The organism is Halomonas mongoliensis (assembly GCF_052496345.1).
In genome coordinates this window covers 3,227,508-3,250,153 of the sequence record NZ_CP199288.1, presented here as the reverse complement: position 1 = coordinate 3,250,153, position 22,646 = coordinate 3,227,508, and the positions used below count along the sequence as shown (strand labels likewise).

Here is a 22,646-nt window from a genome sequence, read left to right as displayed (position 1 = left end):
TCAGCCCGCCACCAGCTCCGCCTCGATGGCCTCCAGCGCCACCATGGGGTCCTCGGCCTGGGTCACCGGGCGCCCCACCACCAGGTGGGTGCTGCCCGCGGCCATGGCCTGGGCCGGCGTCATTACACGACGCTGATCGCCGGCCGCCGCGAAGCTCGGGCGGATACCCGGCGTCACCTTGAGGAAGTCGTCACCGCACAGCTCGCGCAGCCGGGTCGACTCCTGGGCCGAGCAGACCACGCCGTCCAGGCCGCTCTCCCGGGCCAGCAGCGCCAGGCGCTCCACCTGCTCGGCCGGCGTCACGCTGACGCCCACCTCCGCCAGGTCGGCGGCCTCCATGCTGGTCAGCACCGTCACCGCGATCAGATGGGTCGAAAGGCCGTGTCGCTGCAGCCGCTCCCGCGCCGCCTCCATCATGCGCCGGCCACCGCCGGCGTGGACGTTGACCATCCACACCCCCTGCTCCGCGGCGGCATGAACGGCGCCCGCCACCGTGTTGGGAATGTCGTGGAACTTGAGGTCCAGGAAGACCTCGAAGCCGCGGCCGTGCAGGGCGTCCAGCACATCGGGCCCGCTGCGGGTAAAGAGCTCCTTGCCGACCTTGAGCCGGCAGCGCGACGGGTCGAGCTGGTCGGCCATGCAGAGGGCGGCATCCAGGGAGGCGTAGTCGAGGGCGATGATCAGGGGGGAATCGGTAGACAAGGGCCACACTCCAGGCAAGGGGAATCTGCGCCGCATTATATCAGCCCAAAACGCCGAGCCGCGTAGGAGATCGCCCAGGCGAGAACGAGACGAAGACCTCGGCGCATTAGGCCCGTGGCCAGACAGCCTGTCGACCCTGGATGACGGCGAATAGGGGGCTTGTCCGACACTGCGAACCCCCACCAGCCGCTAGCTTTAAGAGTGCCCCGACGGGGGCCGCCTACCACAACAGCAACAAGAGGGTATCACCATGAAGGGAACGACTCGCAGCGCACTGGCCGCTGCCCTGCTGGCCCTGCTGCTCGGCATCGCGCCGCTGGGAGCGATGGCACAGGACGTGGCCCCCATCAACGTCAATACCGCGGATGCCGAGCTGCTGACCGAGCTGCCGGGCGTCGGCCCCGCCCGCGCCGCTGCCATCATCGAGGAGCGTGAGGCCAATGGCCCCTTCGAGAACGCCGAGGACCTGACCCGGGTCAGCGGCATCGGCGAGGCCACCGCCGCCAGCCTGGAGGATCAGATCACCTTCTGACCGACCCGCCACCTCGGCGGCAGCGGGAAGCCATCGCGGCTAGGGCCGCGATGGCTTCCCGGCTCCCGACTAGAGCCGCAGGCCCCCGTCACACTCGATGACCCGCCCGGTGAAGTAGGCGTTCTCGAAGATGAAGGCCACGCTCTGGGCGATATCCTCGGGCTGCCCCAGGCGGCGCAGCGGCACGCCGGCGGTCAGCTTGTCGAGCATGTCCTGACGCATGGAGGCGGTCATGTCGGTCTCGATAAAGCCCGGCGCCACCGCGCCGACGCGGATACCGTAGCGGGCCAGCTCCTTGCCCCAGGTGGTGGTCAGGGCCACCACGCCGGCCTTGCAGGCCGCATAGTTGCTCTGCCCCATGTTGCCGGCCCGGGAGATGCTCGAGATATTGACGATCACCCCCTCGTTGCCGGCCTCGATCATCTGGCTGGCCGCCTCGCGGCCGCAGAGGAAGACGCCGGTCAGGTTGACGTCGATGACCGCCTGCCAGCTTTCCAGGGACATCACCTTCTCGACCCGGCCCTCCTTCGCCTTGACCAGCAGGGCATCGCGCAGGATACCGGCATTGTTGACCAGGCCGCTCACCGGCCCCAGGGTAGCGGCGATATCGCCGAAGGCCTGCTTGACCGAGACCTCATCGGCCACGTTGGCCACGAAGCCGCGGGCCTCGATACCGGCCTGATGGAGGGCAGAGACGGCCTCGTCCAGGGTAGCCCCATCGGTGTCGATCAGTGCCAGCCTGGCACCGCGGTTACCCAGCAGCTCGGCCATGGCCAGCCCCAGGCCGCGGGCGCCACCGGTAATGGCAATCACGCTGTTATCGAGTTTCATCGTCACTCCTTATGGGAAGGCGGAGCCCCGAGCTGCCGCTAAGGCAAGGTTCTGGACGCCTGGTTTATTGCGTACAGGTATGGTAGCAGAATTTGTGCAACGCACCATACTGCTATGACTGCGCCACTCTACTGGCGGCGCCTGCCGCCTGACGAGATCAGCCTTCAACGCTTGAGTTTCCCTCCGCCGCCCCCATAACACGGAGAATTGTCATCTGCGGAGTTCCCATGCCCTTTCTGCTTGCCTTTACCCTCTTCGCCCTGCTCGACTTCGTCATCCTCTTCTCGGTGGGCAGCCAGATCGGCCTGCTCACCACCCTGCTGCTGGTGCTGGCCACCGGCTTAATCGGCCTGCACCTGATCCGCCGCGAGGGCGCGGCCACCTTCGCCCGGGCCCGGGAGCGCCTGGAGCGCGGCGAGGTGCCCTCCGGGGAGCTGCTCACCGGCGCGGCACTGATCTTCGGCGGCGCCCTGCTGATGGCCCCCGGCTTCGTCTCCGATGCCCTGGGCTTCCTCTGCCTGATTCCCGACGCCCGGCGCCTGCTCGGCAAGCTGCTGGCGGCGCTGGGGCTGCGCATGAGCAGCGTCCACGTTCACACCGGGGGCACCTCCTCGGGCCCCCGCCAGGGCGCCGGCACCGACTGGCAACAGGCCTCCGGCGCTCAGCACGCCCAGGGTTCCCGTGACGAGCGCGCGCCTGGCGATGAGCACGAGGGCCCGCTGGAGGGGGACTTCATCTCCCGCAATGAGCGGGGGCGGTGAAAAAATTTTGCGGCGGGGCCTTGAAAGCCTTTCGGGCAGCCCCACTTATCGCTCAGCAACAGGTTTCGGCGCGGAGCTCGCGCCATTGACAAGGAAGGCGCCCAGCGCCTCCCCCTCGCAGGCGGAGCCTGCGAGGCGATGACCAGAACCGCCGGGAGAACCCGGCCATGTGAACCATCAGGAGAACGTGAGCAATGAACATCCGTCCCTTGCACGATCGCGTCATTATCCGTCGCGTTGAAGAAGAACAGAAAACCGCTGGCGGCATCGTGCTTCCGGGCAGTGCCCAGGAAAAGCCGACTCGCGGCGAAGTGCTTGCCGTCGGTAACGGCCGGATTCTCGAGAACGGCGATGTGCGCCCGCTGGACGTGAAGGTCGGCGACACCGTCATCTTCAAGGATGGCTTCGGCGTCGAGAAGCAGAAGATCGACGGCGAGGAAGTCCTGATCATGAGCGAGTCCGACATCCTGGCCGTCGTCGAGGGCTGAGCCCCGGCAACGCACGCATTCCCTCAGACGTTCACGCACTCATAGGAAGACATCGAAAATGGCAGCGAAACAAGTCAAGTTCTCCGACGACGCTCGCAAGCGCATGGCCCGCGGCGTAGACATCCTGGCCAACGCCGTCAAGACCACCCTGGGTCCCAAGGGCCGCAACGTGGTGCTCGAGAAGTCCTTTGGCGCCCCGACCGTCACCAAGGACGGCGTCTCCGTGGCCAAGGAGATCGAGCTGAAGGACAAGTTCGAGAACATGGGCGCCCAGATGGTCAAGGAAGTCGCTTCCAAGACCTCCGACGTCGCCGGTGACGGCACCACCACCGCCACCGTGCTGGCCCAGGCCATCGTCAACGAGGGCCTGAAGGGCGTCATCGCCGGCATGAACCCGATGGACCTCAAGCGCGGCATCGACCAGGCCGTCATCGCCGCGGTCAAGGAAGTCGAGGCCCTGGCCGTGCCCTGCACCGACTCCAAGTCCATCGCCCAGGTCGGCACCATCTCCGCCAACGGCGACGCGCGCATCGGCGAAATCATCGCCGAGGCCATGGAGAAGGTCGGCAAGGAAGGCGTCATCACCGTCGATGAAGGCCGTGGCTTCGAGGACGAACTGGAAGTCGTGGAAGGCATGCAGTTCGACCGCGGCTACCTGTCGCCCTACTTCGTGACCAACCAGGACACCATGCAGGTCGAGCTGGAAGACCCCTACCTCCTGCTGGTCGACAAGAAGATCTCCAACATCCGCGAGCTGCTGCCGGTGCTGGAAGCCGTCGCCAAGGCGGGCAAGCCGCTGGCGATCATCGCCGAGGACATCGAAGGCGAGGCCCTGGCCACCCTGGTGGTCAACACCATGCGCGGCATCGTCAAGGTCGCCGCCGCCAAGGCTCCGGGCTTCGGCGACCGTCGCAAGGCCATGCTGCAGGATATCGCCATCCTGACCAACGGCACCGTGATCTCCGAGGAAGTCGGCCTGACCCTCGAGCAGGCCACCCTGGACCACCTGGGCACCGCCAAGCGCGTGACCATGTCCAAGGAGAACACCACCATCATCGACGGCGCCGGTAACGAGGGCGACATCGAGGCCCGCGTCAACCAGATCCGCGCCCAGATCGAGGAGACCTCCTCCGACTACGACCGCGAGAAGCTCCAGGAGCGCGTGGCCAAGCTGGCCGGCGGCGTGGCCGTCATCCGCGTCGGTGCCGCCACCGAAGTCGAGATGAAGGAGAAGAAGGCCCGCGTCGAGGACGCCCTGCACTCCACCCGCGCCGCGGTCGAGGAAGGCGTGGTGCCTGGCGGCGGTACCGCCCTGGTACGCGTGCTGACCAAGATCAAGGACCTCAAGGGTGACAACGAGGACCAGACCCACGGCATCGCCATCGCCCTGCGCGCCATGGAAGCCCCGCTGCGTCAGATCGTCACCAACGCCGGCCAGGAAGCATCCGTGATCCTGAACCAGGTGAAGGGTGGCGAAGGCAACTACGGCTACAACGCCCAGACCGGCGAGTACGGCGACCTGTTCGAGATGGGCGTGCTGGACCCGGCCAAGGTGACCCGCACCGCGCTGCAGTCTGCCGGCTCCGTGGCTGGCCTGATGATCACCACCGAGTGCATGATCGCCGACGATCCGGACGAGAAGGACGCCGCTCCGGACATGGGCGGCATGGGTGGCATGGGCGGCATGGGCGGCATGATGTGATCACGCCCCCTGCCCCAGGCGCTGCTTGATGCAAGGCCTGAGACAGACCCCGCCGGCGAGAGCCGGCGGGGTTTTTGCTTTAAGATACCCCTCCGCTCATCACCTAGCGCCAGCCGTCTGCCCATGCTCCCCAATATCCGCATCGTCCTCGTCCAGACCTTCCACCCCGGCAATATCGGCGCCGCGGCCCGAGCCATGAAGACCATGGGGCTCACCGACCTGGTGCTGGTCAACCCGCGCCAGTTCCCCGACGCCGAGGCGAGCCGGCTCGCCGCCGGCGCCGAGGACCTGCTGGAGCACGCCCGGGTGGTGGGCTCGCTTGGCGAGGCGGTGACCGACTGCGTACAGGTAGTGGGCGCCAGCGCCCGGCTGAGGAGCCTGCCGCTGCCCCACTATGATGAACCCGACGCCATGGCCCGCGACCTGGTCGAACACGCCGCCGCCGATCCGGTGGCGCTGGTATTCGGCCGCGAGCGCTCCGGGCTCACCAACGACGAGATCCGACTCTGCAGCCACCAGGCGAGCATCCCCGCCAACCCCGAGTACGGCATCCTCAATCTCTCCCAGGCGGTGCAGGTGCTGGCCTACGAGGTGTTCAAGGCGTGGCGCCAGCGCCCCGGGAGCGGCTACCTGCCCCAGCGCCCCGAGGAGGAGCGAGCCCCCAGCCGCGAGCAGCTCGGCCACTTCCACGACCACCTGACCCGGGTGATGCGAGAGAGCGGCTTTCTCACCCAGCCCCACGCCCGCACCGAGGCCCAGCTGCAGGCGCTTTTCGCCCGCGCCCAGCCCTCGCGAAAGGAGCTCTCGCTGCTGCGCGGCCTGCTCAGTGCCCTGGAGCCACAGGGCAAGTAGCGGCTCTCACCCGGATAGCGTCGACAAAGCGTGACATTTGCCCAGCGCCACTGCAGATATACTCGCAGCGTCACCTTCCGGGCCTTCTCCATGCGTCTTTACCTTCGCCTTATGCTTGCGGCCCTTGGCCTGCTCGCCCTGCCCGTGCAGGCCGCCCCTCCTCCCCTGGCGCTGGAGGGCTGGGAGTACCGCTGGGGTGACTCCCCAGCAGGCCCGGAGGGCCGCCCCGCCTGGCTTACCGAGGCGAGCGGCTGGCAGGCCATCGACTTCCCCTCGAACCCGCCCGGGCGCCAGGGCCAGCAGCACGCCTGGTTCCGCACCACCCTGCCCGACGGCGAGTGGCGGGACCCGGTGCTCTATATCACCAGCATCGACCTGATCGGCCAGCTCTATCTGGACGGAGAGCTCCTCTACCAGTACGGCGAGTTTGACGCCGAGGGACGCGGCGACTTCGCCGGCTGGCCCTGGCACATGATCGAGCTGCCTGCCGACTTCGCCGGCGCCACCCTCCACCTGCGGGTCTACTCCTACTACACCGATATCGGCCTCTGGGGGGAGGTGCAGCTGATGGATCGCCTGGACGGGCTGAACGCTGTGCTTCAGAACTCCGCCAAGGCCCTGGCGGTGGGCACCTTCTGCCTGCTGCTGGCGGTGCTGGCCCTGCTCTTCGCCCTGCTTGGCCCGCAGCGGCACGGCTTTGTCGGCATTGCCCTGTTCGCCTCGGCCTCGGGGCTGATGCTGCTGGCGGAGGCCCCGGCCCGCCAGCTGCTGCTGGAGCGAGCGCTATGGTGGGACACCCTGCGTGCCGCCAGCTACTTCACCCTGCCGGTGGCCATGAGCCTCCTGCTGGCCCACTGGCTTGACGGGGCCGCGGCACGCTGGATGCGCTGGCTATGGCGCCTGCACCTGGCCTATCTGGCAGGGGCTCTCACCCTGGTGCAGGCCGGCGCCATCAGCCTCTCGCTGACCTTCCCCGCCTTCGATGCGCTGCTGGCCATCACCCTGCCGCTGATGCTGCTGCTGGCCCTGTGGCAGGTCCCACGCCTGGGCATGGAACAGAGGCTGATCGTGGCCAGCTTCGTCCTCTTTGCGCCGCTCCTGCTGGTGGACATGCTGGTAGCCCACGGCTTCGTGAGTTGGCGCAGCGTGCCGCTGAGCACCGGCGCGCTGGGCTTTGCCCTGGCCATCGCCGGCCTCTCGCTGTGGGACTACCGCCGCACCCAGCAGCGACTGGCCGAGCTCAACAGGAGCCTGGAGCGCCAGGTGGCCGAACGTACCGCCGAGCTCGACCGCCTGGTGGAGACCCTGGAAGGCTACTCCTACCAGGATGCCCTCACCGGACTCAAGAACCGGCGCTACTTCGACGAGCTGCTCGACCACGAGGCGCGGAGCGCCGACCGCGAGGGCCAGGCGTTCTCGCTGGTGCTGATGGACCTGGACCACTTCAAGCAGGTCAACGACCGCTACGGCCACGAGGGCGGCGACCAGGTGCTGAGGCAGTTCGCCACCCTGCTCCAGGCGCATTTCCGCGACTCCGACGTGGTCTGCCGGCTGGGCGGCGAGGAGTTCGTCGCCCTGCTGCCCGGCGCCGACCCTGCCAACGCCGCGGCCCGCGCCGCCGCCGTGACCCGCGCGGTGGGCCAGCACGCTTTCCGCTGCGGCACCGAGGCGCCGTTCCGGGTCACTCTCTCCTGTGGCGTCGCCAGCTATCCGGCCCACACTGCCGATCCGCTGGCCCTGGTGGGGCTGGCGGACCATGCGCTCTACTGCGCCAAGCGCAGTGGACGCAACCGCATCGTGACCTGGACACCGGACGCCGAGGGGGGCCACAGCCAGGTTGCCACCCTCGGGTAGGGGGTGGCGAAACACAGCATCAGAACAGCATCGCCGCCGCCCAGCCGAAGGCGATCAGCGGGATGTTGTAGTGCAGGAAGGTGGGCACCACGCTGTCCCAGATATGGTCGTGCTGGCGATCCACGTTGAGGCCGGAGGTGGGGCCGAGCGTCGAATCCGAGGCCGGGGAGCCGGCGTCACCCAGGGCCGCGGCGGTGCCCACCAGCGCCACGGTGGCCAGGGGCGAGAAGCCGAACTGCACCGCCAGGGGCACGAAGATCGCCGCGATGATCGGGATGGTGGAGAAGGACGAGCCGATCCCCAGGGTGATGAAGAGCCCCACCAGCAGCATGATCAGCGCCGCCAGGCCCCGGTTGTCGCCGATGATGTCGAAGCTCGACTGCACCAGGGTATCGATATGCCCGGTGGCGTTCATCACCGCCGCAAAGCCCGAGGCGGAGATCATGATGAAGCCGATCAGCGCCATCATGCGCATGCCGCTGGTGAAGAGGTCGTCGGCCTCGCGCCACTTGAAGATCCCCCCCACCGAGAGCAGCGCAAAGCCCACCAGGCCGCCCAGCACCATGGAACCGGTCCAGAGCTGGATGCCCAGCGCCGCCACGATGGCCACCCCGGCCATCACCAGCCCCAGGGTATGCGGCTCGGCGTCGGACTCCGGGTGGTGGTGCGGCACATTGGTGGTGGCCAGGTCCAGGGCCTGGTACTCGCGTGGCTTGCGATAGCTGATGAAGAGCGCCACCGCGAGGCCCAGCGCCATGCCACCCACCGGCACCGCCATGGCCATGGGCACCATGCCCCGGGTGATCTCGAGGCCCAGCACATCACCGGCGCGGTTGATGTTGGCCAAGAGAATATCGTTGAGGAAGATCGCCCCGAAGCCCACCGGCAGCAGCATGTAGGGGGCGGTCAGGCCGAAGGTCAGGGCGCAGGCCACCGCCCGCCGGTCCAGCCGCAGCTGGTTCATCACCTTGAGCAGCGGCGGGATCAGGATCGGGATGAAGGCGATATGCACCGGGATCAGGTTCTGGGAGGAGATCGACACCAGCAGCACGGCGGTCAGCAGCAGCGCCTTCACCGTGGCCTGGCGCGCCTCCGTGGCCTCCTGGCCCAGCATGCCGATCAGCCGCCTGGCCAGCAGGTCCGGCAGTCCGGAGCGCGAGATGGCCACCGCGAAGGCGCCCAGGGTGGCATAGGCCAGCGCCACCTGGGCGCCGCCGCCCACCCCCTCGTTGAAGGCCGAGAGGGTATCCTCGATGGAGAGCCCGCCCACCAGGCCGCCCACCAGGGCCCCCACCACCAGCGCGAAGACGACCGAGACCCGCGCCAGCGACAGCCCCACCATCACCAGCACCGCAATGATTACCGCGTTCATGGAATTTTCCCGAAGAAAGGAGTTGGAGTAAGACGAAACGGCGAAGGATTCTACCAGAGCCGCGGCGGACCTGCCCGCCACCGAACGCTGCTCAAGGTCAATAAAGCGTCACCTCAGCGTCATCGCGCCGTCACCTTCCGCAGCGATGATCAAAGGCGTCCAGCAGGACGGGGCAAGGGACACTGCCACTTCTCGTCACGGATGCGCCAGGGCTGGACGCCCTGCAGGGAGCCAGGCAGCAGGATGCTGCCCAGGGAGGCCCTATCGCCACGGCAGCCGCCGTGGCGTTCTTGTTGAAAGCGGCGGCCAATCCTGTTCCCATGCGCGCTCTTCACCTTTCGGGTTCACCCATTGACAAGGAGCGCCGATGAGCACCCTGGCCATCGTCATATCCCTCTTCCTGCTGATGTTTCTTGCCTATCGCGGCATCTCGGTCCTGCTGCTGGCGCCGCTGATGGCGTCGCTCGCCGTGCTGCTCTCCGGCGAGGCGGCCTTCCTGCTGCCCTTCTATACCGACACCTTCATGAAGGCGCTGGGCAACTACGTGATCCAGTTCTTTCCCCTCTTCCTGCTGGGTGCTCTCTTCGGCCAGCTGATGGCGGACTCCGGCGCCGCTCAGGCCATCGCCCAGGGCATCGTCAAGCGGCTGGGCACCCGCCACGTGGTGCTTACCGTGGTGATCGCCTGCGCCGTGCTCACCTACGGCGGCGTCTCGCTATTCGTGGTGGCCTTCGCCATCTACCCCATCAGCCGCGAGCTGTTCCAGCAGGCCGAGGTGCCCAAGCGGCTGATTCCCGCCGCCATCGCCCTGGGCGCCTTCACCTTCACCATGACCGCGCTGCCCGGGACGCCCTCGATCCAGAACGCCATTCCCATCCCCTTCTTCGAGACCAACAGCTTCGCCGCCCCGGGGCTCGGCCTGATCGCCGGGGTGATCATGCTGACCCTGGGGATTCTCTACCTGCAGTCCCGGGTGGCCGCCGCCCGGGCCCGGGGAGAGGGCTACGGAGAGCACACCGAGCGTGAAGGGGAAGGCGAGGAGTCCGCGGCCCAGGCGAGCATGCCCCTGGCCCTGGCGCTGATTCCCCTGGTGATGGTGATCGGTCTCAACGCCCTCTTTACCTACGGCATCTTCCCGAGCATCGAGCTCGACTACATCAGCGAGCGTTTCGAGAACGTCTCCCCCAGCGGCCAGAGCGGCCTCTGGGCGATCCTGATCGCCCTGCTCAGCGCCTGCGCCTGGCTGATCGTCACCCGCTGGCACCGCTGGCGCGACCTGAAGGGCACCGTCAACAAGGGCTGCTTCGGCTCCCTGCTGCCGATCTTCAATACCGCCTCCGAGGTGGGCTATGGCGCAGTGATCGCCAGCCTCGCCGGCTTCGCCATCATCCGCGACGCCGTGCTCAACGTCTCCGACAACCCGCTCATCTCCGAGGCGGTGGCCATGAGCGTGCTCTCGGGGATCACCGGCTCCTCCTCCGGCGGGCTCTCCATCGCGCTGCAGACCCTGGGCAGCGAGTACCTGGCCATGGCCCAGGCCGCCGGCATCAGCCCCGAGCTGATGCACCGGGTGGCAACCCTGGCCTCCGGCGGCATGGACACCCTGCCCCACTCCGGCGCGGTGATCACCCTGCTCACCATCTGCGGCCTGACCCACCGCCAGTCCTACGGCAACCTCGCCATGGTCACCATCGTGCTGCCCCTCTCCGCCCTGGTCACGGTGATCACCCTGGGCACCCTGTTCGGCAGCTTCTAGGCGTTCCGCGACTCAGGGGGCATCGGCCCAGCCCGGCACCCCCTGGCGAATACGCCGTGAGAAATCCGGGTCGTCATGAGCGGCCCGGGCGCGGGCGCTGATGTCCCCCAGGCGCCGGAGTTCACCCAGGCCATAGCCCGGCACCAGGCCGCCGTGGTCGTGCACATAGCCGGGCAGCAGCCCGGTAAGCAGCAGGCGGTGATCCAGCGGCAAACCCTCGATAATGCGCTGCATCAGGGTGAACACCAGGGTCGTGCAGTTGGCGGTCACGGTGTGATAGAAGCGCGGCTCCCGAGCCAGGGCGTTGGCCTCTTCCACCAGAGCGAGCAGCAGCTCCCGGCGCTCCCGTTCGCCCAGCATCACCCGGTAGAGCGTCACCGACTCGCCGCGCACGTTGCTGCGCAGCCGCACCGCGTCGCGCTCGTCGGCGGCGATGATGGCCAGCTCATACTGCTTGAAGAAGCCGCCGATCTCGGAGAACTGCTCGTGGCGCTCCCGACGCACCTCCACCGAGAAGGCCAGGAAGTCGTCGATCGCGGCGACGCCCGACGCCTCACTCTCACCCCGAAAGCCGAAAGAGAGCAGCACGTGAGCGATCCCGGGACGCCCCCAGCGCGAGACGATCAGGTCCAGGGAGGCGAGGCGGTCCAGCCGATAGCGTCGCGGCTCCCAGGCCACCCGGGCCGCGTCACGGGCCTGCCACTCGAAGCAGCGCACCCGCTCCATCTCCAGCCACTCCCCCGCCACCCGGCCGCTGGCCAGGTGGGCCACGTCGTCGGCCCAGTCCAGCTCCGCCGACGGCACCAGGCGGCGCCACCAGGCCAGCAGCGCCAGCATCTGCACGGCAAGCCCCACCACCGGCGCCAGCCGAGCGCCCTGACCGTAGAGCCAGAGCCAGAGCGCTCCCAGCAGCAGCCAGCCGGCCCCCGCCAGCAGGCGCCCCGGCCAGGCTAGCGGCAACCGGTGGCCCAGGGCCAGGGCACCCCACAGGGTGCAGAGCGCCATGGCCAGTCGAACGGCAAGATCCACAAGCAGCATCGTGATGACTCCCTCAGCGATGCCGCGAGGCTAGCACGCCAGACGCCCCCTGGCCTCAACGCTGGTCGATGGCCACCCGCCTACACCGCCGTCAGCCAGTCGTCGAAGTCAGCCAGCTCGCCGCGTACCGCCCGGCCATAGAGCCGCTGCAGCCTGGCGGTAAAGCAGTCGTCGGCAATGGGGGCCGCGACGGCTGGCGCGCCGCTCAGGGCGCCAATATGGCGACCGTCCAGCTCGCGCAGAGGCAGGATCTCGGCGGCGGTACCGGTCAGGAAGGCCTCCTCGGCGGTATAGAGCTCGTCGCGGGTGATGCGTCGCTCCACCACCTCAATGCCCAGCGCCTCCCTGGCCAGCCGAATCACGCTGTCCCGGGTGATGCCGCGCAGGCAGGAGGTCACCTCGGGCGTATGCAGCACGCCGTCGCGCAGCAGGAAGACGTTGGCCGCCGAGGCCTCGGCCACGTAGCCCTCCGGGTCGAGCATTAGGGTCTCGTCGAAGCCCGCCTTCACCGCGGTGTTGAGCGCCAGCATGGAGTTGACGTAGTGGCCGCTGGTCTTGGCCCGACAGAGGCTGATGTTGACATGGTGGCGCGCCCAGGAGGAGGTCAGGGCGCGCAGGCCCCCCCGCGCCGCTTCGGGCGTCAGATAGGCGCCCAGGTCCCAGGCGGCGATCATCACATGGGTGGAGAGCCCGCTGGCTCTCAGGCCGAGCCCTTCGGCGCCGAGAAACACCGTGGGCTTGAGGTAGGCGTCGGTCAGGCCGTTGCGGGAGAGGCAGTCGCGCTGGGCCTGAATCAGCGCCTCGGCGCTGAAAGATAACGGTATATCCAGGGCGTGAGCGCTCTCCCGCAGCCGCCGGGTATGCTCCGCCACCCGGAACAGGTGGGTCCCCTTCGGCCCGGCATAGGCCCGCACCCCCTCGAAGCAGCCCATGCCGTAGTGCAGGGTGTGGCTGAAGACGTGCACCTTCGCCTCCCGCCAGGGCAGCCACTCGCCGTCCATCCAGATCCAGCCGTCTCGGTCGTGCAGCGGCGTCATCGTCTCTCCTCCCTCTCGCTAGCCTCGCAGCCCACCGGCCTCGCCCCAGGCCTCTCGCCAGGCGTCGATCAGCTCGCGCTGGTGGGGCTGAAGGGACTGATAGCCCCAGGCGGCGATCTCGTCATTCTGGGGATCCGGCACCGCGGTCGCACTGCCCGCCAGGGCCTGGATCACCGCGTGGCCGCAGAGCGGCACATACCCCTCGGAGTAGCCGCCTTCGTGGACCATCACCAGGCGCCCCTGACAGCAGCGCTCGGCCAGGGCCTTCACCTGCGCGGTCATCCGGGCAAAGGCGTCACCGTTGAGCAGCATCTTGCCCAGCGGATCCTTGGCACAGGCGTCATAGCCGCAGGCCACCACGACCAGCTCAGGAGCGAAGGCCTCGATGGCCGGCAGCACCAGCGTCTCCATGGCGTAGTCATAGGCGCCAATGCCACACCCCGGCGGCAGGGGCAGATTGAGGTTGGTCCCAAGCCCCGAGCCCTCCCCCTGCTCGTCGAAGTGCCCGGTCTCCAGGGGATAGTTGCCCGCCTGGTGCAGCGAGACCGTGAAGACCTCCGGGTCTCGCCAGAAGGCCGCCTGCTGGCCGTTGCCGTGGTGCACGTCCCAATCGAGGATCGCCACCCGCCCCACCAGCGCCAGGGCCCGAGCGCGCATCACCGCCACCGGGATATTGCCGAGCAGGCAGAAACCGCGGCCGCGGTCGGCCTCGGCGTGATGCCCCGGCGGGCGGCAGAGCGCATAGGCGCGGGAAAGCTCACCGGTGGCGACCGCCTCCACGGCGGCCAGGGCCAGCCCCGCCGACTGGCAAGCCGCCGCCAGGCTGCCCGGCATGAAGGGCGCACAGTCACCACCGTCACCTCCCCGCCCGGCGTCACCCGCTGCGAGGGCATCCAGGTAGCGGGCCGTATGGAAGCGCTCGAGATCCTCTCGGCTCGCCGGCGGCGGCTTGCGCACCGCCAGCTCGTCGATCAGCCCCGAGACCTCCAGGAGGTTCTTGAGACGGCGCTTGCTCTCGGGGCTCTCCGAAGCGGGCTGAGGCTGCAGGAAGGCCCCGGGCGCCGAGAAGACGCCAATGGCCCCCGGGTCGTGCCAGAAGCAGCGCTCGTGCCAGAAGAAGCCCGTAGCGGCGCTCGTCATGCGGGCGGCTCCAGCCGCTCCCATGCCTCGATGGCGGCGGCGAGATCCTCCAGCGAGGCCCCCACCGACTTGAACAGGGTAATGGCCTCCGGCGAGGAGCGGCCGGGCTTCTCGCCGCGCAGCAGCTCGGCGAGTTCGGCGCAGATGTCGTCGAAGACGAAGGCCCCCTCCTCGATGGCCTGAAGGATATCCCCCGCCTCGCCCCGGGCACCGGCATAGGTGTCCACGAAGACCTCGCTGCGCGCCAGGCAGTCGGCGTCGGCCTCGCGCATGCTGGGGCGGAAGGCGCCGATCAGGTCGAGATGGGTACCCGGAGTGAGCCAGGCGCCGCGAATCAGCGGTGCGGTAGAGAGGGTCACGCAGCTGACGATATCCGCCTCCCGGGTCGCCGCCTCCAGGTCGCTGACCGCGGACGTCTCGAAGCGATCGGCATACTCGGCGGCCAGCGCCTCGGCCTTCTCGGCACTGCGCCCCCAGATGCGCACCCGGCGGATGGGGCACACCGCGGCGTGCGCTTCTATCACCATGGGGGCCAGCTTGCCGGTCCCCACCACCAGCAGGGTCTCGGCGTCCTCGCGGGCCAGCTCGCGGGCCGCCAGGGCCGAGGCCGCGGCGGTGCGGCGCCGGGTCAGTTCGCTGCCGTCCAGGCAGGCCAGAGGGCGCCCGTGGGCCCCCTCGCTGAGCAGATAGACGCCGGCAATGGCCGGCAGGCCGTGATCGGCGTTCTGGGGAAAGACGTTGACCATCTTCACCCCGATGTAGCCGGCCTTTTCCCAGGCGGGCATCAGCAGCAGGGTGGCCTCGCCGTCGGGGCGGTGCATGGCGTGATGGTGGCGAGGCGGTGACTCCACGCCCTCGCGAAAGGTGTGGGCCAGGCGCTGCACCAGGGGCTCCCAGGGCAGCGCCTCGGCCACCTCCGCGGCCGAGACGACTCGCATATCAGGCCTCCGGAATCGCCGCGGTCACCATGATCTCCACCTTGAACTCGGGCAGCGCCAGCTTGGCCTCGGTGGCGGCGCGAGCCGGCGGGCGGCCGGGCACGACCCAGGCGTCCCAGACGGCGTTCATGTCGGCGAACTCGCTCATGTCGGTGACCCACACCAGGGCGCTGAGAATATGCTCCTTGGAGGTGCCGGCAGCGGCCAGCTGGCGGTCGATCTTGGCCAGCACCTGCTCGGTCTGGCCGCGCATGTCGGCGCTGGTATCGTCGGGCACCTGGCCGGCCAGATAGACGGTGCCGTTATGCACGGTGGCCTGGCTCATGCGGGTGTTGCTGTCCTGATAGGTAATGCTCATGGTTCATCTCCTTGAAGACACCTCGTGGGTGTCGATATAGCCTTGCATGAAAGCGGCCAGATTGCGGCCGAGCGATTCGGTGGGATAGCCCCCCTCCTGCACCAGCACGGTGGGCAATTCAATGGCGGCAAGCCGCCGCCCCAGGGCAACGAAGTCGTCAGTCTCGAGCGCGAGCCCCGCCAGGGGGTCGTCGCGATGGGCGTCCAGCCCCAGCGGCACCACCAGCGCCTCCGGCTGGAAGGCGGACATGGCCTCGACAAGCGCTTCGAGCGCCGCCATGAAGGCGGCACCGTCGCTGCCCAGCGGCAGGGGAACATTGTGGTTCGCTCCCCGCCCCTCCCCCTCGCCGATCTCGTCGGCGCCGCCCCAGAAGAAGGGGTAGAAATCGGCCGGGTCGGCGTGCAGCGAGCCGGTCCAGACGTCGCCGCGGGCGTAGAAGATATCCTGGGTGCCGTTGCCGTGGTGCAGGTCCACGTCGAGGATGGCCACCCGGGCGTGGCGCTCTCGCAGCACCTCCGCGGCCAGGCCTGAGTTATTCAGAAAGCAGAAGCCGCCGGCGCGATCCGGGCCGGCGTGATGGCCTGGCGGCCGGCACAGGGCATAGGCGCTCCCGTCGCCGCCCAGCACCGCCTCGGCGGCGGCTTCGGCACTGGCGGCGCTGGCCAGGATGCCGGCGAAGCTGTCGGCGGTCATCGGGCAGGCCATGTCGTGCATGTGCCAGCCTACCTGCCCCACCGGGTGGCGCGGATAGTGGTGACCGCCGCCGCAGGGGTGCACGTTGGGCGCCACCATCTCGGCGGCATCGGGCAGCGACGACCAGCGCGCGTGGATGGTCTCAAGGAAGGCGAGATAGCGCGGCGTGTGGATCCGCGCCAGGCGCTCGCGCAGCCTGGGCGAATCCGCATCGCCGGGAGAGATGGGCGACAGGCCCAGGCCGGCCAGGCCCTCACGCAGCATCTCGGCGCGCACCGGCCCCTCCGGCGAAGCCACGGCGCGCCCGCGCAGCAGGAAGCTCGGCGGTGCATGGCGCTCCTGATCGGGATGATAGAAGAGCTTCATGGTGTCTCCATGACAATCTCAGCGCAGCAGCGAGGGGATCCAGGTCGACAGCGCCGGGAACGCCGCCAGCAGCAGGATCACGCCAACATAGGCAACATAGAAGGGCAGCGAAGCCAGGATCGCCCGCTCGTAGGGCACATTGGCAATGCGCGCCGCCGTCATCAGCGTCATGCCCACAGGAGGCGTCACATTGGATATGTTCAGCACCACGATCATCAAGATGGCGAAGTGCAGCGGGTCAAAGCCCAGCTGGATCATGGCCGGTACCAGCACGGGAGCCACCACTACCAGAGCGGGCAGCACGTCCATGACGGTACCGATCAGAATCAGCAGCAGACAGACCGCCATCAGCTGCAGAAAGGCCGAGTCGCTGAAGGTCGTGATCAGGCTCGCCGCGTCCCGTGCGATGCCGGAACGGGTGACGAACCAGCCCAGCACCGCCGAGGTGGCCAGCAGGAAGAAGACTACCCCGGAAAAGCGCACCGTGATGACCAGAGCATTCCAGATCTTTCGCCAGGTAAGGCTGCGGTAGAAGACCACGCCGATCACCAGCGCATAGATGGCGGCAAAGCCGGAGGCTTCGGTAATGGTGGTCAGTCCCGAGAGGATCCCCCCCAGGATGATCAGCGGCACGATCATCGCCGGCAGGGCCACCAGAAAGGAGAGCGCCGCCACCTTCAGGGGAGTCGGCGCCTGCTTGGGATAGCCGCGCCTCCAGGCCAGGAAGAAACTGACCGCCAGCAGCGCAACGGCCATCAGCAGCCCGGGAATGATGCCGCCGGCAAAGAGGTCGATCACCGAGATATCCCGCAGCAGCGTCGCATAGACCACCATCACCACGCTGGGCGGGATGATCGGCCCGATGATCGAGGAGCAGGCGGTGATGGCGGCAGCATATTCGGCGTCGTAGCCCTGGCGCTTCATTTCCGGAATCATGATCTTGCCGATGGCCACCGTATCGGTGATCGCCGCCCCGGTAAGCCCGGCGAAGAACACGGAGACGGACACATTGACGTGGGAAAGCGCGCCCCGCACTCGCCCGAACAGGGCGTTGTTGAAGGTGATCAGCTTCTGGGTCAAGCCGCCCTGGTTCATCAGCTCGGCGGTAAAGATGAAATAGGGCACGGCGATAAGGAGAAAGCCGGAGACCCCCGAGAACATGCGGTCGGCGATGATGCCCAGCATCCGCTCGCCGCCGATGGCGTAGCCTCCCGCCAGGCCGGAAAGCGCCATGACCACCGCCACCGGTGCACCGATCAGCAGCAGGACGATAAAGACGATGATGGCCGGGGTCATGGGCGCTCCTCCGATTCTGCCGTCTCGATCAACTCGTCGATCACGTCACGCTCGTCCAGGAAATGCTCGAGCAGCGCAAAGCCCTGCACCAGGTGCAGCAGGATGATGGCACCGCTGACCGGTACCACGATGGCGGTGAACTTGCCGTGCACCCGGATCTGGTCGGACACCATGTAGACCTGGCGGGTACCCTGGAAGTAGTCCCAGCCATACCAGAGCAGCAAGGCGCCGAAGACGCCGATGGCGACCAGGCAGAACACCGCGGCCACCAGGGTCAGTAGCCGCGGCAGGCTCCTGACCAGCAGGGTCATGGCCACATGCTCCCCGTAGCGCAGGGAAATGGTCATCGAAAGAAAGCCGATCCACGGCAGGAAGAGCCGAGCCAGGGAGTAGGTCCAGCTGAGCGTGCTGCCGGTAAACAGCTTGTAGACGAAGGCGGTAAAGGAGATACCCAGCATCGCCAGCACGCAGGCGATGCAGACCAGGATCGCCAGCTGGTTGACAGCGTCGCTCAGCCGGCGCAGAGAGTGCAGCAATCCCATGGCATCACCTCACGGACAGGGCGCCCGGCCGGCGGCCGGGCGCGGCACGATGCAGCGGTGACATCAGCGTCCGTAGGTCGCCATATCGGACTCGGCCACCTCGAGGCGCACGCGCTCGACCTCCTCGAGGAAGGCATCCACGCGATCGCCGTCGAGGCCAAAGTCGTTGACGATCCACTCACGCCAGGCCGGGGTAGCAATATCGGCCATGCGTGCCCGCTCTTCCGGAGGCATGATGTAGCACTCCTGGAAGGTCTCGCAGGACTCCTCCCAGCTGGCGGTGGCCAGCGCCCCTGACATGCCGTGGCCAATGGCAACGGCCTCGCGGGCGGAGGTGACGATGGCCTCCTGCTGCTCCTCGGTAAGGCTCTGGAACCAGTCCTCGCTGACCAGCCATGCCGCGCTGTTGTAGACGTGGCCGGTCAGGGTGGTGTAGTCGGTCACCTCATGGAAGTTGAAGGTGGTATTGAGCACCGGCGCATTGAACTGACCGTCGGCCAGGCCCGTTTCCAGCGCGGTGATGACCTCACCCCAGGGCAGCGGCGTGGCCGAGGCGCCCAGCGCCCGCATGATCGCCACATGGCCCGGGTTCTCCTCGGTACGGATGTTGAGCCCCTCGAGATCGTCGACGGTCTGGATCAGGCGCTCATTGTTGGTGAAGGCGACGAAGCCACCGCCATCGTCGAAGGTGCCGAGATAGCGCATATCAGTCTCTTCGACGGTGCCGGACATGAAGTCGGCGAACCACTCGCCGTCGAAGAAGGCCCAGGCCTGGCGCCAGTTATCGAAGATGAAGGGCGCCGTCATCATCTGGTAGTCCGGATAGTAGGAGGACATGGCGCCGGTGGTGATGATGGTGGACTGCAGCGTCCGGCCGCCCTGCACCTCCCGGGCGGTCTCCACCTCGGAGCCCAGCTGGCTGTTGCCGAAGATCGATACCGTGATCTCGCCGTCGGTACGAGTCTCGACCAGATTCTTGAAATGAATCAGCGCCGGGTAAACCTCATTGTTGCTCATGTTCTCGGGCAGGATGGTGGCGATCGCCATCTCCTCGGCCTGGACATTGGCCGCGGCAATCGCCAGGGGAAGCGCTGCCAGCAAGGGCATTCGGGTCAGGGTCGTCTTGCGCATGATTCGGCCTCTGCTGCGTTGTGATTATTGGGCTCGTGATCGGCGGCACCGGCGGCGCCACCCCTGATCTAGAGCTTAGGCCGCTCCTGACCTGCCTGCTTGCCCGCAGCTACGCCCCTTTTGTCCGAAACTACGGAGTGGCACGACACCACACGCTCACTCCGCCCGCAGACGTTCGGCCGAGGGCGGGCGCCCGAAGCGACGGCGATAGGCGCGGGAGAAACTGGCCTGGTCGCGAAAACCCACCAGCGCCGCCACCTGACCAAGGGTCAGTTGGCTGTGGCAGACCAGGCTCCTGGCGTGGCGCAGACGCCGCTCCTGGACAAACGCCTGGGGCGTGACGCCGGTGAACTCGCGAAAGCGGCTGTGAAAGTGGCTGACGCTCAGCGCACACAGGCCTGCCAGCTGCTCGACGCGAATCTCATCGGCCAGGTGGCGATCGATCCAGGCTTCCAGGCGCGGCAGGTCGAGGCGCTCGCAGGGGCGCCGGGGCAGGCTGGCACCGCCCTCCCATGCCAGAGGTTCACTGCGCAGATGGAGATGGAGGGCGCGCAGCAGCAGGGCGGCGATTTCGTGATGCAGCCCCGGGCACTGCTCGAGCTGACGCATCAGGTCATCGGCAAGCTGACGCAGCTGGGGCGGCACGCTGAAGAAGCGCGGCTGATCGAAGAGGCGAGAGATGGCATCGGCATCACGCAGTCCCGTGAGGCTCGCCAGAGAAATATCCAGCACCAGGGTCCGGTTACGGCCGTCGCCGCGATAGTCGTGGTCGCGGGCACAGGGAATCAGGCAGCCGCGCCCGCCGGTGACGCGATCCCCCCGACCCTCCACGGCCAGCTCGGTCGTGCCACAGGTCGCCAGGATCAGCTGGTGATGATCATGAGCGTGAGCGACATGCTCACTGCCCAGGGTCGTCGCACGCAGGGCAAGCTCGGCCATGGCAGGTCACGCTAGTGGTCGTGATTGAAACTTCGAGTCTAGCACCCGCGGTTGGCGCGGCAGTCAACGCTCTCCCGGAGCTTGGCCAGGCGTCAGAAGCTGGCAGTTCACGACCTGCGCCCTCCCCTTGGCAGTGATGATGGTAGCCTGGGAGTCACCGACGCCGCCCCAATCGACCACCAACGGGAGGAACCCGATGCCCACCTTTCCGAAACGCCTGGCCGGAGACGGCCCCCACAACCCCTTTCCCGGCGTGCGCGTGCTGGAGCGCCGCCTGGGCCGCGAGATCCCCCACCAGCTCGGTTCCAACGAGGGGCTCGATATGCCCCACCGGGCGCTGCGCGAGCGCTTCGGCGACGCCATGGCCGCGCATGTCTACAGCTACGGCGACGCCGAGGCGCTGGGCATCCGCCGGCGGCTGGCCGCCCAGCAGGGCATTCCCCTGGACGCCATGCTGGTGGACGCCGGGGCCGACAGCCTGATCGCCCTGGCCCTGCGGGCGGTCACCGACCGCGACGAGACGGTGGTCAGCACCACCGGCACCTACCCCACCTTCGCCTACTTCGCCCGGGGCCACGGCTGTCGGGTGGTGGAGGTCCCCTACGCCGAGGGTCCGGGGCGCTTGGCCCCGGACCTGGAGGCCCTGGCGGAGTCAGCCCGGGAGCAAGGCGCGCGGCTGGTCTACCTCGCCAACCCGGACAACCCCGGCGGCCACCTGCACGATGACGACGACGTCCTGGCCCTGCGCGAGGCGCTCCCCGACGACTGCTGGCTGCTGCTGGACGAGGCCTACCACGACTTTCGCGAGGATGCCGAGGGCGAGTTCGGCCGCCGGGTGCTGCCCGGCGTGATCCGCCTGCGCACCCTCTCCAAGGCCCACGGCCTGGCCGGACTCAGGGTGGGCTACGCCATCGCCCCGCCGCCGACCCTCGAGATGATGATGAAGGTGCGCATCCACTATGCGGTGTCGACCCTGAGCCAGGTCGCCGCCGAGACGGTGCTAGATGCCCCGGAGGAGGTCGCCGCCCACGTGGCCGCGGTGCGCCAGCGCCGCGAGCGGCTGGCGGCCCACCTGCGCAATCTGGGCGCCGACGTGCTGCCCAGCGCCACCAACTTCGTGGGCCTGCGCCTGGCCAGCGCCGAGCTGGCCTGCAGGGTGCACCAGGCGCTGCTCGACGAGGGCAAGCTGGTCGCCCGCCCCGCCGACCCGGCCCTGGGCCATGTGCTGCGCATCACCGCGGTGGAAGACGCCCTGGTACCGGGCCGGCTCGCGACCCTGGAGGCGGCCCTGAAGACGCGCTGACACGCCGGCACCGCCCGAGGGCGGTGCTGAATCCAAGCGTACAGCCCAGCTCCCCTGATACACCTGTCACGTTACAAGCGTTAAATAGCTGGCGCGACCTTGACACCTGTCACCCCCTGGCAATCCGAAAAGGCCGTGACAACACACTCATTACAAAAGCTTTTTTTACCCTCCTCCCTACTGGCATGACCATTGCTCCTGCATTCCGGTGGCATCCGCCGCTGACAACAATGCACAACAAAGGAAATATGTCATGTTTGCTACGCTAAAGCGCGCCCCTGTGGTGGCCCCTCTCTCCCTTGCCCTGCTGATGACCAGCCAACTGGCCCAGGCAGAAATCCCCGGTATGCGAGGCACCCAGCACTTTGGCTTCACCGTTCCCGATCGCCAGGCAGCGGTGGATTTCTTCGTCGATGTGATCGGCTGCGAGGCCTTCTTCACTATCGGGCCCTTCGGCCCCTTCGATGACGATTGGATGGACGTGAACCTGGACGTTCATGCAGAAGCCACTATCCCGGCCGCCCACCTGGTGCGCTGTGGCAATGGCACCAACCTGGAGATCTTCGAGTACACAGCCCCGGATCAACGCACCGAACAGCCACGCAACAGCGACATCGGTGGCCACCATATCGCCTTCTACGTGGACGACATGGCGAGCGCCGTTGCCTACCTCAAGGAGAACGACGTGGAGGTACTGGGCGAACCCAAGACCTTTACCGAAGGGCCCATGGAGGGGCTGAGCTGGGTCTATTTCATGGCGCCATGGGGCATGCAGCTGGAGCTGGTCAGTTCACCCTACGGCATGGGCTACGAGGCCGAAACCGGAAGCCGACTCTGGGACCCGCGCTTCTGAACCTACCCACCTGCGGCGGCATCCCGTGATGCCGCCATGGGCATGTGCATCTATCCGCATCGGCGTCCCGATGATCTCGCGGATAACCACTACATGTGCAATGCACTAATAGGGCTCAAAAGTGCTTCTTACGGCCCTCCTCATGACAGCTTAATAAAGGAA

General features: G+C 67.7%; 22 protein-coding genes. 9 read left to right on the top strand and 13 right to left on the bottom strand.

Going from position 1 to position 22,646, the window contains the following annotated elements; genetic code table 11:
• A complete protein-coding gene (gene pyrF / locus ACRYRV_RS15250) occupies positions 1–702 on the bottom strand; it encodes an orotidine-5'-phosphate decarboxylase (protein WP_444984560.1) in 702 nt (233 codons plus the stop codon).
• 250 nt (positions 703–952) lie between these two features.
• Between pyrF and ACRYRV_RS15245 the strand changes: the two genes are divergently transcribed.
• Positions 953–1,234 carry a ComEA family DNA-binding protein gene (locus ACRYRV_RS15245; RefSeq protein WP_309636560.1) on the top strand — a complete coding sequence of 94 codons (282 nt, stop codon included), beginning with the start codon at positions 953–955 and terminating at the stop codon, positions 1,232–1,234.
• 69 nt (positions 1,235–1,303) lie between these two features.
• On the opposite strand, the gene ACRYRV_RS15240 is transcribed toward ACRYRV_RS15245, so the two are convergent.
• A complete protein-coding gene (locus ACRYRV_RS15240) occupies positions 1,304–2,065 on the bottom strand; it encodes an SDR family oxidoreductase (protein WP_444984561.1) in 762 nt (253 codons plus the stop codon).
• A gap of 227 nt (positions 2,066–2,292) precedes the next feature.
• Here ACRYRV_RS15240 and ACRYRV_RS15235 point away from each other — a divergent pair, with 227 nt between their 5' ends.
• The 5 genes from ACRYRV_RS15235 to ACRYRV_RS15215 all read left to right on the top strand — a co-directional run bounded on the left by ACRYRV_RS15235 (position 2,293) and on the right by ACRYRV_RS15215 (position 7,722).
• Entirely contained in the window at positions 2,293–2,826 is a 534-nt protein-coding gene (locus ACRYRV_RS15235) for an FxsA family protein (protein WP_444984563.1), read from the top strand.
• Between the two features lie 194 nt (positions 2,827–3,020).
• Entirely contained in the window at positions 3,021–3,314 is a 294-nt protein-coding gene (locus ACRYRV_RS15230) for a co-chaperone GroES (RefSeq protein ID WP_119022479.1), read from the top strand.
• Between the two features lie 58 nt (positions 3,315–3,372).
• Positions 3,373–5,016 carry a chaperonin GroEL gene (gene groL, locus ACRYRV_RS15225; protein ID WP_444984564.1) on the top strand — a complete coding sequence of 548 codons (1,644 nt, stop codon included), beginning with the start codon at positions 3,373–3,375 and terminating at the stop codon, positions 5,014–5,016.
• Positions 5,017–5,139: 123 nt separating this feature from the next.
• The gene (locus ACRYRV_RS15220; RefSeq protein ID WP_444984565.1) at positions 5,140–5,868 is read left to right on the top strand and encodes an RNA methyltransferase; all 729 of its coding nucleotides are present in this window, start codon (positions 5,140–5,142) and stop codon (positions 5,866–5,868) included.
• 90 nt (positions 5,869–5,958) lie between these two features.
• Positions 5,959–7,722 (top strand): GGDEF domain-containing protein, encoded by a 1,764-nt coding sequence (locus tag ACRYRV_RS15215; RefSeq protein ID WP_444984566.1) that lies wholly within the window; start codon positions 5,959–5,961, stop codon positions 7,720–7,722.
• Positions 7,723–7,741: 19 nt separating this feature from the next.
• Here ACRYRV_RS15215 and ACRYRV_RS15210 read toward each other — a convergent pair whose 3' ends face one another.
• Entirely contained in the window at positions 7,742–9,094 is a 1,353-nt protein-coding gene (locus tag ACRYRV_RS15210) for a Na+/H+ antiporter family protein (RefSeq protein ID WP_444984568.1), read from the bottom strand.
• A 367-nt stretch (positions 9,095–9,461) separates the two neighbouring features.
• Here ACRYRV_RS15210 and ACRYRV_RS15205 point away from each other — a divergent pair, with 367 nt between their 5' ends.
• The gene (locus ACRYRV_RS15205) at positions 9,462–10,850 is read left to right on the top strand and encodes a GntP family permease (protein ID WP_253443177.1); all 1,389 of its coding nucleotides are present in this window, start codon (positions 9,462–9,464) and stop codon (positions 10,848–10,850) included.
• Between the two features lie 12 nt (positions 10,851–10,862).
• Here the strand turns inward: ACRYRV_RS15205 and ACRYRV_RS15200 are convergent, their stop codons facing one another.
• From ACRYRV_RS15200 to ACRYRV_RS15155, 10 genes are all read right to left on the bottom strand, one after another.
• On the bottom strand, positions 10,863–11,888 hold the full coding sequence (locus ACRYRV_RS15200) for an Lnb N-terminal periplasmic domain-containing protein (protein WP_444984570.1): 1,026 nt from the start codon (positions 11,886–11,888) through the stop codon (positions 10,863–10,865).
• Between the two features lie 80 nt (positions 11,889–11,968).
• Positions 11,969–12,925 (bottom strand): branched-chain amino acid transaminase, encoded by a 957-nt coding sequence (locus ACRYRV_RS15195; protein WP_444984572.1) that lies wholly within the window; start codon positions 12,923–12,925, stop codon positions 11,969–11,971.
• 18 nt (positions 12,926–12,943) lie between these two features.
• Positions 12,944–14,065: a class II histone deacetylase gene (locus tag ACRYRV_RS15190; RefSeq protein ID WP_444984573.1), complete on the bottom strand. Its 1,122-nt coding sequence runs from the start codon at positions 14,063–14,065 to the stop codon at positions 12,944–12,946.
• Positions 14,062–15,003, bottom strand: coding sequence for an ornithine cyclodeaminase family protein (locus ACRYRV_RS15185; protein ID WP_444984574.1), 942 nt, complete (start codon positions 15,001–15,003; stop codon positions 14,062–14,064). Before ACRYRV_RS15185 ends, ACRYRV_RS15190 begins: the two co-directional genes overlap by 4 nt.
• A 1-nt stretch (position 15,004) precedes the next feature.
• Positions 15,005–15,361 (bottom strand): RidA family protein, encoded by a 357-nt coding sequence (locus tag ACRYRV_RS15180; RefSeq protein ID WP_444984575.1) that lies wholly within the window; start codon positions 15,359–15,361, stop codon positions 15,005–15,007.
• Positions 15,362–15,364: 3 nt separating this feature from the next.
• On the bottom strand, positions 15,365–16,420 hold the full coding sequence (locus tag ACRYRV_RS15175; RefSeq protein ID WP_444984576.1) for a histone deacetylase family protein: 1,056 nt from the start codon (positions 16,418–16,420) through the stop codon (positions 15,365–15,367).
• 18 nt (positions 16,421–16,438) lie between these two features.
• Positions 16,439–17,716 carry a TRAP transporter large permease gene (locus ACRYRV_RS15170; RefSeq protein WP_444984577.1) on the bottom strand — a complete coding sequence of 426 codons (1,278 nt, stop codon included), beginning with the start codon at positions 17,714–17,716 and terminating at the stop codon, positions 16,439–16,441.
• The gene (locus ACRYRV_RS15165; RefSeq protein ID WP_444984578.1) at positions 17,713–18,258 is read right to left on the bottom strand and encodes a TRAP transporter small permease; all 546 of its coding nucleotides are present in this window, start codon (positions 18,256–18,258) and stop codon (positions 17,713–17,715) included. Before ACRYRV_RS15165 ends, ACRYRV_RS15170 begins: the two co-directional genes overlap by 4 nt.
• Before the next feature lie 63 nt (positions 18,259–18,321).
• Entirely contained in the window at positions 18,322–19,389 is a 1,068-nt protein-coding gene (gene dctP / locus ACRYRV_RS15160; protein WP_444984579.1) for a TRAP transporter substrate-binding protein DctP, read from the bottom strand.
• Between the two features lie 156 nt (positions 19,390–19,545).
• Positions 19,546–20,328, bottom strand: coding sequence for a helix-turn-helix domain-containing protein (locus ACRYRV_RS15155; protein ID WP_444984580.1), 783 nt, complete (start codon positions 20,326–20,328; stop codon positions 19,546–19,548).
• A gap of 196 nt (positions 20,329–20,524) precedes the next feature.
• On the opposite strand from ACRYRV_RS15155, the gene ACRYRV_RS15150 reads away from it, so the two are divergent.
• Both ACRYRV_RS15150 and ACRYRV_RS15145 read left to right on the top strand, forming a co-directional pair.
• Positions 20,525–21,631: a pyridoxal phosphate-dependent aminotransferase gene (locus tag ACRYRV_RS15150; protein WP_444984582.1), complete on the top strand. Its 1,107-nt coding sequence runs from the start codon at positions 20,525–20,527 to the stop codon at positions 21,629–21,631.
• Positions 21,632–21,884: 253 nt separating this feature from the next.
• Positions 21,885–22,484: a VOC family protein gene (locus ACRYRV_RS15145; protein WP_444984583.1), complete on the top strand. Its 600-nt coding sequence runs from the start codon at positions 21,885–21,887 to the stop codon at positions 22,482–22,484.
• Positions 22,485–22,646: the final 162 nt, after the last annotated feature.